15 protein-coding genes are annotated in these 16052 nt (G+C 37.8%); 4 read left to right on the top strand and 11 right to left on the bottom strand.

All coding sequences use genetic code 11. The annotated features are described in order from the left end of the window. Positions 1-83: 83 nt before the first annotated feature. On the bottom strand, positions 84-1493 hold the full coding sequence (locus ACFO3O_RS16585; protein WP_379980852.1) for a Gfo/Idh/MocA family protein: 1410 nt from the start codon (positions 1491-1493) through the stop codon (positions 84-86). A 323-nt stretch (positions 1494-1816) separates the two neighbouring features. Here ACFO3O_RS16585 and ACFO3O_RS16580 point away from each other — a divergent pair, with 323 nt between their 5' ends. Next, positions 1817-2422, top strand: coding sequence for a hypothetical protein (locus ACFO3O_RS16580; protein ID WP_379980850.1), 606 nt, complete (start codon positions 1817-1819; stop codon positions 2420-2422). 221 nt (positions 2423-2643) lie between these two features. Here ACFO3O_RS16580 and ACFO3O_RS16575 read toward each other — a convergent pair whose 3' ends face one another. From ACFO3O_RS16575 to lysA, 8 genes are all read right to left on the bottom strand, one after another. After that, positions 2644-2958, bottom strand: a complete 315-nt coding sequence (locus tag ACFO3O_RS16575) for a hypothetical protein (protein ID WP_379980848.1) — start codon at positions 2956-2958, stop codon at positions 2644-2646. Positions 2959-3177: 219 nt separating this feature from the next. Beyond that, complete coding sequence (locus ACFO3O_RS16570) at positions 3178-3480, bottom strand: hypothetical protein (protein WP_379980846.1); 303 nt, start codon at positions 3478-3480, stop codon at positions 3178-3180. Positions 3481-3637: 157 nt separating this feature from the next. Continuing rightward, the gene (locus ACFO3O_RS16565; protein WP_379981135.1) at positions 3638-4000 is read right to left on the bottom strand and encodes a transposase; all 363 of its coding nucleotides are present in this window, start codon (positions 3998-4000) and stop codon (positions 3638-3640) included. A 299-nt stretch (positions 4001-4299) separates the two neighbouring features. Further along, entirely contained in the window at positions 4300-4761 is a 462-nt protein-coding gene (locus ACFO3O_RS16560; RefSeq protein ID WP_379980844.1) for a hypothetical protein, read from the bottom strand. 101 nt (positions 4762-4862) lie between these two features. Continuing rightward, complete coding sequence (locus tag ACFO3O_RS16555) at positions 4863-5117, bottom strand: hypothetical protein (RefSeq protein ID WP_379980842.1); 255 nt, start codon at positions 5115-5117, stop codon at positions 4863-4865. 433 nt (positions 5118-5550) lie between these two features. Continuing rightward, positions 5551-6678: a serine hydrolase gene (locus ACFO3O_RS16550; protein WP_379980840.1), complete on the bottom strand. Its 1128-nt coding sequence runs from the start codon at positions 6676-6678 to the stop codon at positions 5551-5553. A 128-nt stretch (positions 6679-6806) separates the two neighbouring features. Then, entirely contained in the window at positions 6807-7607 is an 801-nt protein-coding gene (locus ACFO3O_RS16545) for a M23 family metallopeptidase (RefSeq protein ID WP_379980839.1), read from the bottom strand. A 59-nt stretch (positions 7608-7666) separates the two neighbouring features. Then, positions 7667-8890: a diaminopimelate decarboxylase gene (gene lysA, locus ACFO3O_RS16540; RefSeq protein ID WP_379980837.1), complete on the bottom strand. Its 1224-nt coding sequence runs from the start codon at positions 8888-8890 to the stop codon at positions 7667-7669. Between the two features lie 147 nt (positions 8891-9037). Here lysA and ACFO3O_RS16535 point away from each other — a divergent pair, with 147 nt between their 5' ends. The 3 genes from ACFO3O_RS16535 (at position 9038) to ACFO3O_RS16525 (ending at position 12924) form a co-directional block, all read left to right on the top strand. Next, positions 9038-9676 carry an LON peptidase substrate-binding domain-containing protein gene (locus tag ACFO3O_RS16535; protein WP_379980835.1) on the top strand — a complete coding sequence of 213 codons (639 nt, stop codon included), beginning with the start codon at positions 9038-9040 and terminating at the stop codon, positions 9674-9676. 487 nt (positions 9677-10163) lie between these two features. After that, on the top strand, positions 10164-11219 hold the full coding sequence (locus ACFO3O_RS16530) for a M57 family metalloprotease (RefSeq protein ID WP_379980833.1): 1056 nt from the start codon (positions 10164-10166) through the stop codon (positions 11217-11219). Positions 11220-12018: 799 nt separating this feature from the next. Next, positions 12019-12924: a M57 family metalloprotease gene (locus tag ACFO3O_RS16525; protein ID WP_379980831.1), complete on the top strand. Its 906-nt coding sequence runs from the start codon at positions 12019-12021 to the stop codon at positions 12922-12924. A gap of 78 nt (positions 12925-13002) precedes the next feature. On the opposite strand, the gene ACFO3O_RS16520 is transcribed toward ACFO3O_RS16525, so the two are convergent. Both ACFO3O_RS16520 and ACFO3O_RS16515 read right to left on the bottom strand, forming a co-directional pair. Further along, positions 13003-14016, bottom strand: coding sequence for a pirin family protein (locus ACFO3O_RS16520; RefSeq protein ID WP_379980829.1), 1014 nt, complete (start codon positions 14014-14016; stop codon positions 13003-13005). A 263-nt stretch (positions 14017-14279) separates the two neighbouring features. Further along, a complete protein-coding gene (locus ACFO3O_RS16515) occupies positions 14280-15806 on the bottom strand; it encodes a S10 family peptidase (protein ID WP_379980827.1) in 1527 nt (508 codons plus the stop codon). Between the last annotated feature and the right edge of the window lie 246 nt (positions 15807-16052).

Below are 16052 nucleotides of genomic sequence, written 5' to 3'. Positions count from 1 at the left end.
GATTGGTCAACAATTCACTCCTGCCTGCCGGCTAGGCAGGTTCGCGAAAGCAAAAAAAATCATTCCCATATCAGGATCGTATGTTATGTTAAAGAAATGGGAACCGTCTGTTTTGTCTTTCGGCTTTTCTCTGCCATAAATCCCATGATATGACTCTCTATAGAAGCATCTATGGTGGAGGTAAGCAGGCTGGCATCTTGCTTTTTGACAGCTCTAATCCAGTCGGTTGCTAGTGCCCAATCGCCGCCGCCATGACCGCTATTTTTATAATTGCTTACATCATCAACCGTGCTGTCCCATTTGGTGACTTTACCCGATAAGAAATCAGTATGAACAAATTCATTCATATCGCCTGTAATGTCTCCATGAGATCCCATAATACGGGTTCTTCTCCCATGATAGGAGGTAAAGGCTTCCATCGAAAAATTGACCGTAATATCATCTTCAAATTCCATAGAGGTCACGTAATGATCCGGTTGATCATTTTCCATTTTATACACACAACGCCCGTAATTAGTGGTTTTTAATTGCTCCAAGATAAAATCCCCATGCTTTGTTTCATCTTCTGGGAAGTCAAAAACATAGGTGTAAGATCGATCCCGATGATAAATTTTTAGCGCGGAGTAGGGGCAGCTTGCTTCTACGGCACAGCCATCGGTGCATCGGTTGGTACTTCCTTCGGGGGCATTGGCTGCTTTGAACCATGTTAAATTTCCGAAGGCAGAAATACGTTTACAAGGCTTCCCGACCATCCATCGTAAGATGTCTAAATCGTGACAGGATTTCGCAAGGATAATCGGCGTGGTTTTTTGGGAGTTATGCCAATTACCGCGCACATAGGAGTGCGACATGTGGATATGTTGGATCGGCTCTAGGTGTTGGATACTCACCAGTTCTCCTATAATCCCCGATTGAATCATTTCGCGTAGCTTGATAAAATAAGGCGCATAGCGTAATACGTGGCATACTGCAACGATTCTCCCTGTTTTCTTGGCGAGTGCAAGGATATTTCGACATTCTTCTTCGGTAGGAGCAATTGGTTTTTCTAATAAAACATCATAGCCCATTTCGAGCGCTTTCATACAAGGACCATAATGCAAATCATCTGGAGTGGTGATGATAATGGCATCTGCAAATTTAGGACGCTCAAATACCTGTTCCCAAGTGGTAAATCGGTTTTCATCGGGAATGGCATGCTTTTTTGCGTAGCGTTCGTTTCGTATCGCTATGGGTTCGGCAACGCCGATGATGTCTAGTTCTTTGGGAAATTGAACTCCATAATTCCCATACACATTTCCCCTTGCGCCGGCGCCCAAAGTGATCGCAGTCACAGGTTCTTCAATATCCTTGTTTCCGTATGCATTTGCAGGGATTGTTTTTCCTTTGGGATCTGTAGTAGTAGCTAAACCAGATAATGGCGTGGACAATAAGGAGGCGCCTCCAAGGCCTGTAGCTAAATTTTTGAGGGCTTTTCTGCGATCTATTTTTTTCATTGGATTCTTTGTTTTTTAAACTACAACAAGCTGTTTGTAGGGGATGTGTGCTGTGATTTATGCATCTAAATGTAGCAAAACATTTTTAAAGCATCTTTAGGTGGGGTACATCTGTTATACGCTTTCGCGAAAGCGTACCATAAACAGTACCCTAAAAAGAGGCGGATGTTAATCTAGGTCTTTGTAGGCAATAGTTCGCTAATACGCTTCTGAATTTTATGAGAGCGAATTTGAATTGGGTGTAATCGGATAAAGAGTGTGTATTGTGGACACTTTCATTAAGTGCTATCATTGTTTCCTATTCATTCTTTAAAATAAATATCATGAAAAAATTAATGTTATTCCATCAGAAATTATTTCTAGCGTTACTAAGTAGTTCGCTCTTTTTGTTAGCTAGTTGTGAAACCGAAAGCGTAGAAAACAATAGCGAACGTTTAGATATTACACAGGAGTCTTTTAAGATCATTGTTGACGAAACAGCAAAGACCAGTGTAGCTGCTCAAAATTATTTCTGTTCAGAAGTTCTTGAAGGGTATGATTCTGAGTTATATATAAATCGGGATGTGTATATAAGTGAGTTTTACATACCTGATACTATTGGAGGTTCACCCAATCGAATTGCGACATGGATGACCAACTTGGAGTCATGGTTAAATCATGATTTTAATGATCCAAATCCTTCAGGTTCTAATAGCTATTCTATCTTTATGGAGTATCAAATTTATAATGTTAATGGGAGCACTATTATCCCAGCAGTAGAAGCTAATCGCGCTTATAATGAATTTGTTTGTCAGTTAATGAGTCAGCTGTCCATTTCTGATGTCAATGACATTAATAACTTTGAATTGGATCTGGATATTTATGTCGATTATCTGTTGTGTGGTTGTAATAATCCTACGGTGTCAGTTACCGGTGTTGCGTATTATTAAATAAAGTTTCAGTGTAATTCACCCACTACCACACGATGTTTTCATGTGGTAGTGGGTATGTTTTGTTCGTTGGAAATGATTTAATGAATTGGTAGCTTAGTGAGTTGTTAGGTTGAGGATGAAATTTCTTTTACCTACTAGATGTACCTGTCATTTTAAACGATACTTCGTTTTATTTTTTTCTCCTATTTTATCAAATAGGTCTAATTCGACTCCTTTTTTTAAATCTCGACTCGCTGTTGCTCTTTATTCATCCAATCTTCAGCTTTGGTCAATTCAGTAACTCCAAACGTTTTAAAGCTATTTTTGTCAAGTACAGCTCCGACAAATCCATTTCCTAGTTCGTCTGTATGAAGGTAAGCTTTCCAATTTTCATTGGGTAGAATGACTGTAAATCGATCAAGATTGTCTGTGACTTCAATTCCTTTTGAGAGACCATTTTTTTTACATGCACAATCAGAGAAAAATTCTGACTTCTCTAGGCAAGAAGTCATAGTAAGAATGAAAGCTAGTAAAAGTAATTTTCGATGTATCATGGTTCGTGAACTTTTCAACGGTGCTTTTAGTATTCTATTCGCTTTCTGTTTTCAAATTGTTTGAATTCCAATGATTAAAGTACCGATAATGATAAGTAAAAGTCCAAATGAAAATAATTTATCAGATTTTTTCACATGGGGATTTTTAGCTCTAAATCCGTCATTTATTTCTGTCGAACCCAGCTACCGCACGATTGTATCGTGTGGGATGGGAACTTATTATCTAGCATAGTTTACACTGAACTCAATAATTTCTTTGTAAGAATACCCTTCGAAAAGTGATATTTCTTTGTTTAATTTATTTATTAATTCCATATCAGGTTCTAATTCTGAAGCGTAAGTTTTAGCTAGTGAGAGTCTGGTTTTTAGGTATCTAATTTTAGCTAAACGAACGGCTTCTGCCTTTTTTAATTGTTTTTCTTGCGTTGCCTCTAACTCTCGTGATTTAAGAAATTCAAATACCCTCTTATCAAGAATTTCTCGTTTTTTAATGGCACTATTTCTTGGAGGGTATATTGGCATTTTCTTGTAAAAATTCAATTCAATGAATTGTACCTCCGCTACCGCACGATTGTATCGTGTGGTGAGTTAAAAGTACATTCTAAATACGATAACATCATTTAATAAACCTTCTTCCCCAGCATAGTCAACAGCACTGCTATAAATGTAATCTTCTGCTTTATATACCAAACCTGCTTCTACAGGATTTTGATGTATATACTTTATTTTCTTTAATAACTTTATTGCTCAACAACTCAATAGGTTTATTATCGTGCCTCCAAAATTGATATTGCGTTACATTTGAAGTATTTTCTCCAGCCTTTTTAAACTGATCTAGTAGAAATTCTTTTCTACTTTCTCTTTCATTTTCTTTAATAGCTTTCACCAATGCTTTGCTTGTAAAACGCTTAAAATCTCCTAATACCATTTGTGGTTTTCCTTCATTTGTAATTCTAAAAATCAAATGGACATGATTGGTCATAATACACCAAGCTATGATTTCCATACCTTTTTCTTTTTGACAAAATGATAAGCTATCTATTAAGATATCCTTGTATTGATTTCTTGTAAAAACATCAAGCCAATTTACGACTGAAAACTTACAAAATAGAGTCCCTAAGGATTATGAAATTTGTAATTACGGCTCATTATTTTTAGCGCTACATTATGAAAATTTAATAACCGTTATTTTTTAGAAAACGATTCAGTAATGAATTGTATTTTAGGACTATAGTTGCTTTTGGAACGCGATACAATCGCGCACCAGCGGGGTCTTATAGGCACTTGCTTTTTAGAAAATTATAGGGTTGTGCAACGGTTACCAATGTTAGGCACTGGTTTTTAATCCCAACCATTATTTTCATTAGTCCAGTCAAAAAGAAAACATACGTGTTCAAGTTCATTTATTGCTTTCCAAAGTATTCTCTTGTTTTTCGAAAACCCTCCTTGTACATTTAATTTATTCATCATTCCATTCATAAGTGCCTCATTCGCTAGAATTTCATGTGCTATATGATTTCTTGAATCCGTAACTCCTTTGAGCAGAGCGATGAAATCTTCTCTCAATCCTTTTCTTTCAAGTTCAACTCTAGTTTTCCCAAGAGGCCATCTTTCCATATCGTCAAGATTTCCTCCAAATTTCTCTTCATATAACTTTTTCAGTCCAAATTCAAGTAATTGTGCAATTCCCATATACATAGCATATTGCTCAATAAAACTCAAGTTTTCATATTTCTTTAGTCCTTTTTGAGTTCCTTCTCTAATTTGTTCAGCGTTTAGGTGTGGTGGTTTTTCTTCGCTCATTTTTATCTGTAATCTGGTAAATCATTCCACTTATCAAGCAATTTAGCAAAAAAGTTAGCGGAATAAGTCGATTCGTAATTCAGTCCTAGATTTCCAACTTCTTAATCTCCAAACATAGAAACTATGATTTCAATTTGGTCAGAGTTTAAATCAATTAGAAAAAAGTCAGTTTCTGTACTATTCGGTTCGTTGTGCAATTCGGGCTTTTGAATTTTGTTTTCCTTTATTATTCGGTCAATTTCAGATTCAAGTTCGGTCAATTTGTTAATTCCGAGTTGCTTTTTAGTTTCTTTTAGCGTTCCAAAATCAAGTACGTTTCCTTCTTTCGTTATTCTATTATATTCTTGTGTTCGCATTTTTGGTCAACTTGTGCCTAACTCGTTTATATCGCACATTCATGATATTTTTCATGTATATGCTTACCTACAAACTTACTATATATTTTAAGAATAAAATACCCTAATCTATTGTTTATGAGTTGTTTTTATAACAAGTTCCTTTTTGATTTTAACATGTACAAACGATTACAAACAGTTATACACGTTTGTAATTGGCACTAAACATACTCATTTGCATTCACTGTTTGTTACGGTTTCCCATATCTTTCTCTAAATTCTAGACCACTTCGCTTATAGACGTAAGACCGCTGCGCTATAAGACGTAGGACGTAAGACACGTTATTAAAACTCTTAACTCCTAACTATTAAATCTTTAGTCGTGATTCGCGTTTCATTTTTTACTTATCAAAAAACTTTACACTTTATACTTTACACTCACAGACTCAAAGACTCACTGCTTCCTACCTTTCTCCAGCGCATAAATCTCCCGTCCTAACTGAGCCAAAAAAGGAATCCCAACGGTGTCATACTCATAGGTGTCATCATTAAAAATGCCGTTTTTATTGACCAGAATGGTAGCAGAGAGTAAAAAGTGAATCCCCGCTTTTTCATCGACCACATAGGCGGTTTCGGTGAGCGTACCGTAGGCGTAGCCGACTTTATTATAGATTTTTATATGCTCGGGTATCGGGTCTTTGCTGTCTCCGTACAAGAAGAACTTTCCGTAGCTGTCGTAATACGTTTCGGGGTCGTATTTGGCTTTTCGCGGAAGCGTGTGCATCATCTTCTGAATCCGTATTTTATCGGTATACGAAATCGCAAAACGCTCATCAGCATCAAATTGATCTTCAAAAAAGAAACGTTTCATGAGTTCGTGTTGCGCCTGTAATGGGAAATAGTTTTTCTTAGAAAAATCAAAAGGCGTTTGCATTAGGTTTCCATCTTTAAAATACCCAGTCCCTTTCTGCTGATGTTTCGCTTTTACGTCGGCTATCGGCCCATCAGTTTGATTTTCGATAGTCACGACATCCCCTTCATAGGACGGGAAGAATTTAATCGTTGCTCGCTCGGCTGCATCGGCATTACTCGTGGAAAGCCGATGAGAAATCCGCGTAGGAGCGAGGCCTAGGGCTTTCAAACGGGTATTGATCGCATCTCTGCCTAACAGATCATACAGCCGATTATACGCTTCATTATCGCTCACGGCGAAAATCTGACGCATATCATCAGCAACACTATGCAACACCGAATCTCTCTTCGAAATATAGGGCGTGTCTAAGTCCAGCTCAGGGTGCGCAGTGACATATTCGGAAGCGAGTAGGGCAATGGGTAACTTGACGGTACTCGCAGGATAGAAATAGGTTTTTTGGTTTTCTTGAAAGGCATAATCTTTAAACTTCACAAGCCCTTTGGAAGTCGTGTCTATTTGGGTGTATAGAATCTGCACTTCATAGGTGTCCAGACTATCCATGACTTTTTGAATCGCAGGATGCTCAGACGTCAATACCGTATCAATGGGTGTTGTGCAAGAGCATACACAGATACTTATAATAAGAGTTATAAAAACAGAATTACGCATTTTTAAAAATACTGATTTTTAAAACATAGCCCTTATTTTTACTCGATAATTGAGATTACATAGCCCAAAAATTGCGTTAAAGTCAATAGTGTTTCTAAAAAAAACATCGAGGTGTATCCTGAGGGATGTTATTTTCTAAGGTATTTTTTTCCGCTTTTTAATTTCTTTTTTGGGCGGATGTTAAAGTAAAAAGGGAGTGAGATTCCATTCCCATCCTTGACGACTAGGTGTAAGTGGGGTCGCGTAGAAAACCCTGTATGCCCAGATCGTCCAATATACGCTCCTTGTTGGATCACATCACCCACTTCCACATCAGCACCATTGTAGTCCAAATGGGCATATTGTGCATAGGTGCCATCGCTATGTAGAATAAATATATTGTTACTCTTATCTATAAAATCTCTTCCCCCATGCTCGGTATTGTGTTCTGTGACCAATACGACAATACCTCCTCGTATTGCATGAATAGGGGTGCCAATGGGCATTTTGAAATCCACCGCATAGCGAGATGTAGGGGTATTATGACTAAAGGACTGCCCATGTGTCTGGATGACTTCATATTTTTTGCCTTTTGCGTAGGGTAATTCGTAGGCATAGGAGTCATCATGCTTTGCTCTAGGATTCGCCCTGATAAATCTATAGTTGATATATTCCTTCAATGAAATATCCGATGTGTCCTTGATAGCACTTACAGGAATAATAGCAATAGGATAAATGGAATCTTTGGGTTGGATCACTGCAAGATCAAATCGCTGCGAACTATAATCTACAGTGTCTTTCTTAAGGGCTTCATACCAAATAGGGATAGGAGATTGGTTCCGAACACCCACATAAAGGGTGTCGTTTTGGTATTTTTTTATAGATTTTAATTTGATCTGCTGTCCAAAACACCAGACGGGTATCAAACATAAAAATAGACTAAAACGCATTGTGTTTTTTAAAAAAAGACACATGACTAAAGACTTTGTTACACTTTGTAATATAGTGATTATTGAGGTATCGTTGCTAGTTCCTGTAACGGAATCTGATTGTGCAGCAAATCATCAAAGGTTTCTCTTTTACGAATCAAATGCGCTTTTCCGTCTTTCCAAAGCACTTCTGCCGGGCGGTAACGACTGTTATAATTGCTCGCCATTGTAAAGCAATACGCCCCCGCATTACTAAAGGCAAGCACATCGCCTTCACTGATTTCTGCAATGCGTCGGTTATTGGCAAACGTATCCGTCTCACAGATATAGCCGACCACGCTGTAAAAACGTTCGCGTCCTTCAGGATTGCTTATATTTTTGATCTCATGGGTACTTCCGTAGAGCATCGGGCGGATTAAGTGGTTAAAACCGCTATTGACTTGCGCAAAAACAGTCGAGGTGGTTTGTTTCACTACATTGACGTTCACTAAGAATTTTCCCGCTTCACTCACAAGGAATTTCCCAGGCTCGAAGGTGAGTGTTAAGGGTTTTTTATACGCTTTCGCGAAAGCGTTAAAACGTTCACTCAACTTATCTCCTAACTCCTCGATATTGGTTTCGATATCTCCCTCTTTATACGGCACCTTAAAACCACTTCCAAAATCAATAAAATCTAAATCGTGAAAGTGCTGGGCAGTATCAAAAAGGATTTCTGACGCATATAAAAACACATCAATATCCAAAATATCACTTCCCGTGTGCATGTGAATCCCATTGATGTTCATTTTTGTATTTTCTACAATACGTAAAATATGCGGTACCTGATGGATGCTGATGCCGAATTTACTGTCAATATGCCCCACAGAGATGTTGGTATTTCCCCCTGCCATCACATGCGGATTGATACGAATACACACGGGAACTTTTGGATATTTGGCACCAAATTGTTCAAGGATGGACAAATTGTCAATATTGATCTGAACACCCATTTTTGACACGGCTTCGATCTCTGCAAGAGAAACGCCATTTGGCGTAAATATAATGCGGTTTGCAGGGCACCCTGCCGCCAATCCTAAGCGGACTTCTTGGATAGATACAGTATCCAATCCTGCCCCTAGACTATGAATGTGTTGTAAAATCGAAATATTACTCAATGCTTTTACAGCATAATTTAAGCGTAGTTGTTTGACCTTCTTAAATGCAGCGGTTAATCGTTTATATTGTCTTGTAATCGTTTCTGCATTGTATACATATACAGGACTCCCAAGTTCCTGAACGATTTGTAGAAGATCTTTGTTTGTCATCGTCACCATTTTAGCCAACGAAATTAGTAGACTATTTTTAATACACAATACGTAAAAGGTAAAAAAGTTCAACAAAAAGGTTAAATTTTGTAATTTAGATAACAGTTGAAAACTTCTTTTGTAAATTTCCTTTAAAATAGCATTTAGATGATAGCGACATTACCCATGTTTCCCCTAGAATTGGTAGCGTTTCCTGGCGAAGAACTTCCGTTGCATATATTTGAACAACGGTATCAGCAACTATTAGAAGATTGCGAAGATGATAAGATCACCTTCGGAATTCCTACCTATATCAATAAGCGTCTTGAGTATGGAACGGAGATGAAGGTTCTCAAAGTGGTAAAGCGATATCCCTCTGGTGCTAGTGATGTGATCTGTAAAGGAGTGCGTGTTTTTAAGTTGGTTGATTTTTATAATAAGCTTGGAGAAAAGCTGTATGCTGGAGGTACGGTACAGTTTTTTGAGGGAATAGATGATGGCACAACCGCATTACGAGCAGAATTTATCCGTTTGCTTACCGCGTTTTATGATGAATTAGATATTGTAACTCCTGTTGTTGATGTAAAAACCATCACCACCTATACACTGGCTCACAAAATGGGACTTTCATTAGATCAAGAGTATGCGTTACTACAAATCGTATCAGAAAAAGAACGGTATGAATTCTTGATCCAACACCTTTCATCCATTTTACCAACCATACGAACGGTGAACAGAACGAAAGAAATTATAAAAATGAATGGTCATTTTAAAAATTTTGATCCGCTAGATTTTGAAGAATATTAACGTTTTTACCTGATTCTTCCGTACGTAATCCAAACATCACTTTCTGCATTTAATCAATGCGTATGGTTAGCAGGTTGTAAGCTTTTTAGTTTAAAGTAAACTATCTCGGGGCAAGCCCACAAGGTATTCATAAGAAACTGCATTTTAATTTCGAGGCAAGACTCGGGGTAGTAAACCCTTTGGCGGTGCCAATAAAAGAGCAACCTAGAATCGTTTGTAAAAAAACATATTACAATCATTTCTAGAGTATTTACATGTTCATTTGGAACATACGCGAGGTGCTTTTTCTTTTGAATTTTAGTCAAATTCTTTAATTCTACTATAATATATCCGTAAAATCGCTTTACGGAAAAACCATAAAATGATGTTTTTTTATGGTTTTACCGCATATTTTAGCATAATTTATGTTAATTTTTTATATTATTATCATAATTTTCACATTTGTATTTATATTTATGCCATTACTAATCCAAAATATATATTAAATATGAAAACAAATCTTAAATCAGCTTTTAGTTTAATGGCAGTAGTGATGCTATTGTTTGCAAGTTGTGATCGTGATGAAGTTTCTGTTGAAGACAACGCTAACTTTCAAACGGAAGTTACAATTGTTGATACTGATATTGTAAACGATCAAACATCCTCTAGAGATGTTGTTACAGATCAAAGAGTATTAGATCTTATTGATAATCTACAATTAGATGTTGCTTCTGTAACAAAAGGTGATTTCCATTTACCAGATGGGACTGTTGAGCAACGTATTTATATCGGAGATGATATTGTTGTTACTAAAGAAGAGTTAGTGGCAATGCAAACGCTAAATGATTCTCAAGGAAGACAGTATCGTACTAACAATCTTGTGAATACGAATGGAGGAAGCAGAGTGATTAGTGTGATAGGGTATACAGGAGCTCCATTTGCACTTACAAGTAAGGGACAAACGGCATTGCAACGTGCTATCGATAATTATAATGCTTTATACAACAATGGTACAACAACTTTACGTTTTAGTTTAACGTTTGCAACGAGTACAAATGCAGATATGGTTGTATACGATAATTCTGTAAACAACAGTGGTTCTGGTGGAGTTGCTGGATTCCCATCAGGAGGTAATCCTAATAAATTTTGCCAAATCTACAATTTAGAGGGATTCTCTACAAATGTTAATGAGCATGTAATTACACATGAAATGGGACACTCTATTGGTTTCCGTCATACAGATTGGTTCTCAAGACAAAGTTGTGGGCAAAATTCAAATGAAGGAGATGCAGGAGTAGGAGCAGTACATTTAGCAGGTACCCCTACGGGATATGATTCAACGTCTCTTATGTTAGCTTGTTTTAATACAGGTGTAAGTGGTAATTTTAATGGAAATGATATTACTGGTTTAGGAGTGATGTATCCAACGTCATCAGGAGGAAGCCCTTGTGATGGTGTGCCAGAATGGCAACCAATAAATTATCCTATAGGAGCTCAAGTTGTCTACCTAGGTAATCTCTATGAGAGAGTTAGTGGAGGCTGGATACTCTTAGGACCTTGTTAATAAGAATATAGAGGCTGAATTCTAGGTTAAGAAACAAGAAATTCCTTCTCTCATAAATTTTCAAATCCCAATCGTTTTCGGTTGGGATTTGCTTTTGTTAGTACGATAACTTTCCTATAGTAATTGTTTTTTCAACTCTAAACATCTTTTTCTGAAATTTTATTAGTAAAACGTTGTTTTGTAAAGTCTAAAAGACGCGTTTAAAATAGTTGGTTGCACCTGCCTATGTTGGCAGACAAGCTAATCCCGATTTTAAACGGGATCTATGCTTTAACATCTCGACCCTTGGGTCTTTAATATCCTTTAGTAAACAACGCATCGTAATGTTGATGTTGATCATCTTCTTCATGATGATTTTGCTAGTACTAGTTTTCAACAATTCATTTCATGTAACGACAATTTCAATTGTATTACTGAAATACTTTTTTAGTTTTCAATAGACCATAAAATGCTAATCGTGCCTTAGAAGAATTATAGTCAAATCAAAAAAAGGGATCAAGTGAAGTTATTTGTTTCACTATTATTTTAGTTCATTTGGTATTAGTTCTATTTACAAAAAATCCAACGGTTTGTTTGAGTCGTATATTAACTACTTCTTCTTTAGAATACTAGTCAAATTATTCAAGTTTCCAGTAATTTACTTGTAAAATCACTTTGCAAAAAAAACAAAAAAATGCTATTTTTTATGGTTTTACCACATATTTTAATATAATTTATGTTAATTTTTTATAGTTTTCATAATTTTTTCACATTTGTGTCTATATTTATACCATTACTAATCCAAAATATATAAATGAATATGAAAACAAATCTTAAATCAGCTTTTATTTTATTGGCAGGAGCTACGTTACTCTTTTCAAGCTGTGAACGTGACGAAGTTACAGTAGAGGACGATGCAAACCTTGTAACTGAAGTTTCTTCAGATATTGTAAACGCTGATACTCCCCCTAGAGATGCTGTTACAGATAAGACCGTATTGGATCTTATTAGAACATTAGAAATTGATGCAGGTGCTATTACAAAAGGAGATTTCCATTTACCTGACGGAACCGTTGAGCAACGTATTTATATCGGAGACGATATTGTTGTTACAGAAGCAGAGCTAAAAGCAATGCAAGCTATTGATGCACAAAGTCGTCAGTATCGCACATTTAACCTAGTGACTGGTAATAACAGAACTATTGACATTATTGGGTATACTGCAAATGATCAGTTTGGACTATCTTCCAAAGGACAAACAGCTTTATCTTGGGCAGTAGCCAATTTTAATCGCCTTAGTGGTGTTTCATTACAGTTCAACTTAACGTTCGGATCTAACTTTTCAAACTCAGATATGGTTGTATATGACAACTCTACAAATAATAGTGGTTCAGGAGGGGTAGCAGGATTCCCAAACAGTGCAGGACAACCTAACAAATTTGTACAGATTTACAATCTTGATGGTTTTTCGACAAATGTAAATGAGCATGTAATTACTCATGAGATTGGTCACTCTATTGGTTTCCGTCACTCAGATTGGTTTGACCGTTTAAGCTGCCCAACATCTTCTCAAGGAAATGAAGGTACAGGTTCTGATGGTGCTGTTCACGTAGCAGGAACACCAACAGGAAGAGATTTAACGTCTATCATGCAAGCTTGTTTCTCAAGTAATGAAGATGGAGAATTCAATAACAACGATATTACAGCATTGCGTAATATGTATTAAGAGAAGTTTGGTTGTCTCTTTTAAAGTGAGAACGCTTCCAGAAATGGAAGCGTTTTTTTATATACGCTAGTAACGTTTTTAATCCCTAATTTCTTCTGTACCATCAGCATGTATGGCAAATCGACCTCTTTTTTTATCATGCGTATGATCATGTGAGGGCCAGGGCCATCCCCCAAATTCTGTCTGGCGATACTCTGTAATCGCATCGTTAATTTCTTGGTACGTATTCATCACAAAAGGGCCTTGTTTTGCCACGGGTTCTCCGATCGGTTTTCCTTGAATAAATAAGAAAAACCCTTTTTGATCTCCGTTCTGGATGATGATCTCCTCAGTAGGGACGAGGTCGAGTCCGTGTCCTTTTGGGATTTTATAGCCTTCGGTTGCGATCTCATGACCTTCATAGAAATACAACGTTCTATTAAGACCGGCTGCCGCTGTAGGAACCGACCATGTAGCGTTAGGAGCCAATGTGACTAACCACACTTCAACACCATTTTCTTTTTTAGCCGCCCAGCTATCAGGTGCGGGTGATAATGCACGCGTCCCTTCATAGGTCCCTGCAATCACTTTCACTCGTATCTCACGATCTTCCTCATCCAGATGCGTAACTACAGGAATATCCTCATGCCATAGCATTTTATAATGTGCAGGTACTGTTTTACTCGCCTTAGGGAGATTCAGCCATAATTGAAATAACAGTAGCGGATTCTCCTCTTCAGTATTTAATAGTGGAAACATCTCACTGTGCTGCACACCTTTGCCTGCCGTCATCCATTGTACATCACCTTCGCCAAATCTCCCAGCTGCTCCTAGTGAATCACTATGATCGGCGAGGCCTCTTTCAACAATGGTAATTGTTTCAAAACCTTTGTGCGCATGTGCAGGAAATCCGGGCACCGTACGTCCGTGGTACATATTCCATCCATCTTTTCCGTTAAAATCCATGCCTATATTACGACCCGTTAAAGAGGCATCTGGTCCCATTTGATCATTTCCTTTGGGATACTGGTCTAAGTGGTAGGCACAAAATAAAAATGGATCTTGTGTTTCCCATTGGGAGCCTAATTGTCTTACTTTTTGTATTGCTTTCATAACTTCTTTTTCATACCCACCCTTCGACTATCCTATCGTTCAGGATAAACTCCAGTGGGTTTCTCATTTATTTCATACCCACGAAGGTGGGTATCTCATGTTATTAATTCTTTAGTTCCTTTCATACTCCTAAGACCACTTTGACAAGTTCCGTGTGTCATTTGAATATTTTTTTATTCGCTCCTGCCTGCCGGCAGGCAGGAGCGAAAGCGTACTCATAAACATCCTCACTTTATTGTAAAATGAGTGATGTTATTACACGTCTAGTACCTTGCTCCCTGACTGATATTTGCTGATGATTTTTGGATAAAATCACGAATATCGTCATTGGCTTTGATTAAATCTTCGTTGCGTAAATACATCATGTGTCCGCTGCGATATCCTTTAAAACTCAAGCGGTCAGAAAGCTTACCAGAAGCATTAAGTTGCCACATCACATACTTTGCGTTAAAGTAGGTGGTTGCGCCATCAAAATAGCCACTCTGAATCATTACATGTAGATTTTTATTCACCCCCATCGCTTCTCGTAACGCAGCTCCTGTATTGTTATTGGTACGATCCCACGGACGCACAGGACCAAACATATTATACGTTAGATCTGTAGTAAGCCCTAATTCCTCCTGATAATAATAGTTAATCGCTGGCGTGAAGGAATGTAACCAAGAGGTGAGTTCGCTATTGTAATCAGGGCGATCTCCTGCTTCTTTTACATCCAGTCCTTTATAGCGAGAATCCAATCGACCGATGGTCATACCGTCGCGATCTCTCAGTAAGTCTTTCCAGAAATATGCTTTAGGCACTTCTAAGTTGTGTTGTCTAATCGTACGTTCTGACAATCCAGAATAATACGCCATTTTTTTGATGACAGCTTCTTTTTTCGCAGGATCAATATACCCCGTGTTCACCATGACAGGCAGGAGTTCGTTGACAGCATATTGCTCACTTTCGGCTAGTACTTCTGGAAGGTCTTTATTTTGCAAGGCAGGAGGTAACATCTTGTGATACCAAGCCGCTGCGGTAAAATAGGGAAGACGATTAGCGACTTCCACAGGCCCATCAAATTCAAAACCGATTTCTGTAGGTGATACTAAAATCACACCGTTGATATACATCCATTGACTGTTTTGAAGTTCGGCAGCAAGACCAGATACACGCGTTGTACCATAGCTTTCACCGATAAGGTATTTAGGTGAGCGCCAGCGATTATTTCTGGTAACAAATGTATTTACCCATTCGGCTAAATATTTGACATCTGCATTTACTCCAAAAAATAGTTTTTTATCAGGCATTTTCCCGTCTTTATCAGGCACCATACGACTATAGCCCGTATTTACAGGATTGACAAATACAATATCCGCCACATCTAGAATCGAATTCGGATTGCTTTTGATCCCATACGGCTGCACTGCAAACCCTTCGTCATCAATCTTTAAAATTCGCGGACCTGTATAGGCAATGTGCATCCATACCGAAGCAGAGCCAGGACCACCGTTAAACGAAATCACCAACGGTCTGTTTTCATTATTTTTGATGTCGGTACGTTTGTAATAGGTGTATAGGAGCGAAGCGATGGGATGCCCCTCTTCATTCCACACCGGTTGAAATCCAGCCGTAGCTGTATACGGAATTGTTTTTCCTTTGATGGTCGTTGTGTGATTGGTCACCACCGTTTCATCAACGGGGACACTTACGTGATGTGATATTATATTTTTGGACATCATTTTGTCTTGTGCATACGAGCTAGTGCTCAATACGCAGGAGATGGCAAGTAAAAAGAGTGTTTTTTTCATGGTTATTTAGTATTCATTTTTACCTCCACGAAGGTGGAGATCTCATTTTGATTGGTTATTTAGTTCATTCCGCCCTTCAACTATCGCACTTCGACAAGCTCAGTGTGACACTCAGGATAAACTCCGGTGGGAATCTCATTATGGTTTATTTATTCATCATTCCAAAATAGAGTATTACTCTATTTTAGAGTACTACTCTATTTTTATTTACTTCATTCCCCCTTTGGGGGCTAGGGAAACCTACTG

It is taken from the genome of Dokdonia ponticola (assembly GCF_042653865.1).
GTDB lineage: Bacteria > Bacteroidota > Bacteroidia > Flavobacteriales > Flavobacteriaceae > Dokdonia > Dokdonia ponticola.
The sequence above is the reverse complement of the archived record's forward strand: the minus strand, read 5'-3'. Positions and strand labels throughout refer to the sequence as shown.

Bases quoted from the DNA above. Each gene is read 5' to 3' on its own strand.
- ACFO3O_RS16585 (WP_379980852.1), bottom strand. From the start codon at position 1,493: ATGAAAAAAATAGATCGCAGAAAAGCCCTCAAAAATTTAGCTACAGGC.
- ACFO3O_RS16580 (WP_379980850.1), top strand. From the start codon at position 1,817: ATGAAAAAATTAATGTTATTCCATCAGAAATTATTTCTAGCGTTACTA.
- ACFO3O_RS16575 (WP_379980848.1), bottom strand. From the start codon at position 2,958: ATGATACATCGAAAATTACTTTTACTAGCTTTCATTCTTACTATGACT.
- ACFO3O_RS16570 (WP_379980846.1), bottom strand. From the start codon at position 3,480: ATGCCAATATACCCTCCAAGAAATAGTGCCATTAAAAAACGAGAAATT.
- ACFO3O_RS16560 (WP_379980844.1), bottom strand. From the start codon at position 4,761: ATGAGCGAAGAAAAACCACCACACCTAAACGCTGAACAAATTAGAGAA.
- ACFO3O_RS16555 (WP_379980842.1), bottom strand. From the start codon at position 5,117: ATGCGAACACAAGAATATAATAGAATAACGAAAGAAGGAAACGTACTT.
- ACFO3O_RS16550 (WP_379980840.1), bottom strand. From the start codon at position 6,678: ATGCGTAATTCTGTTTTTATAACTCTTATTATAAGTATCTGTGTATGC.
- ACFO3O_RS16545 (WP_379980839.1), bottom strand. From the start codon at position 7,607: ATGCGTTTTAGTCTATTTTTATGTTTGATACCCGTCTGGTGTTTTGGA.
- lysA (WP_379980837.1), bottom strand. From the start codon at position 8,890: ATGACAAACAAAGATCTTCTACAAATCGTTCAGGAACTTGGGAGTCCT.
- ACFO3O_RS16535 (WP_379980835.1), top strand. From the start codon at position 9,038: ATGATAGCGACATTACCCATGTTTCCCCTAGAATTGGTAGCGTTTCCT.
- ACFO3O_RS16530 (WP_379980833.1), top strand. From the start codon at position 10,164: ATGAAAACAAATCTTAAATCAGCTTTTAGTTTAATGGCAGTAGTGATG.
- ACFO3O_RS16525 (WP_379980831.1), top strand. From the start codon at position 12,019: ATGAAAACAAATCTTAAATCAGCTTTTATTTTATTGGCAGGAGCTACG.
- ACFO3O_RS16520 (WP_379980829.1), bottom strand. From the start codon at position 14,016: ATGAAAGCAATACAAAAAGTAAGACAATTAGGCTCCCAATGGGAAACA.
- ACFO3O_RS16515 (WP_379980827.1), bottom strand. From the start codon at position 15,806: ATGAAAAAAACACTCTTTTTACTTGCCATCTCCTGCGTATTGAGCACT.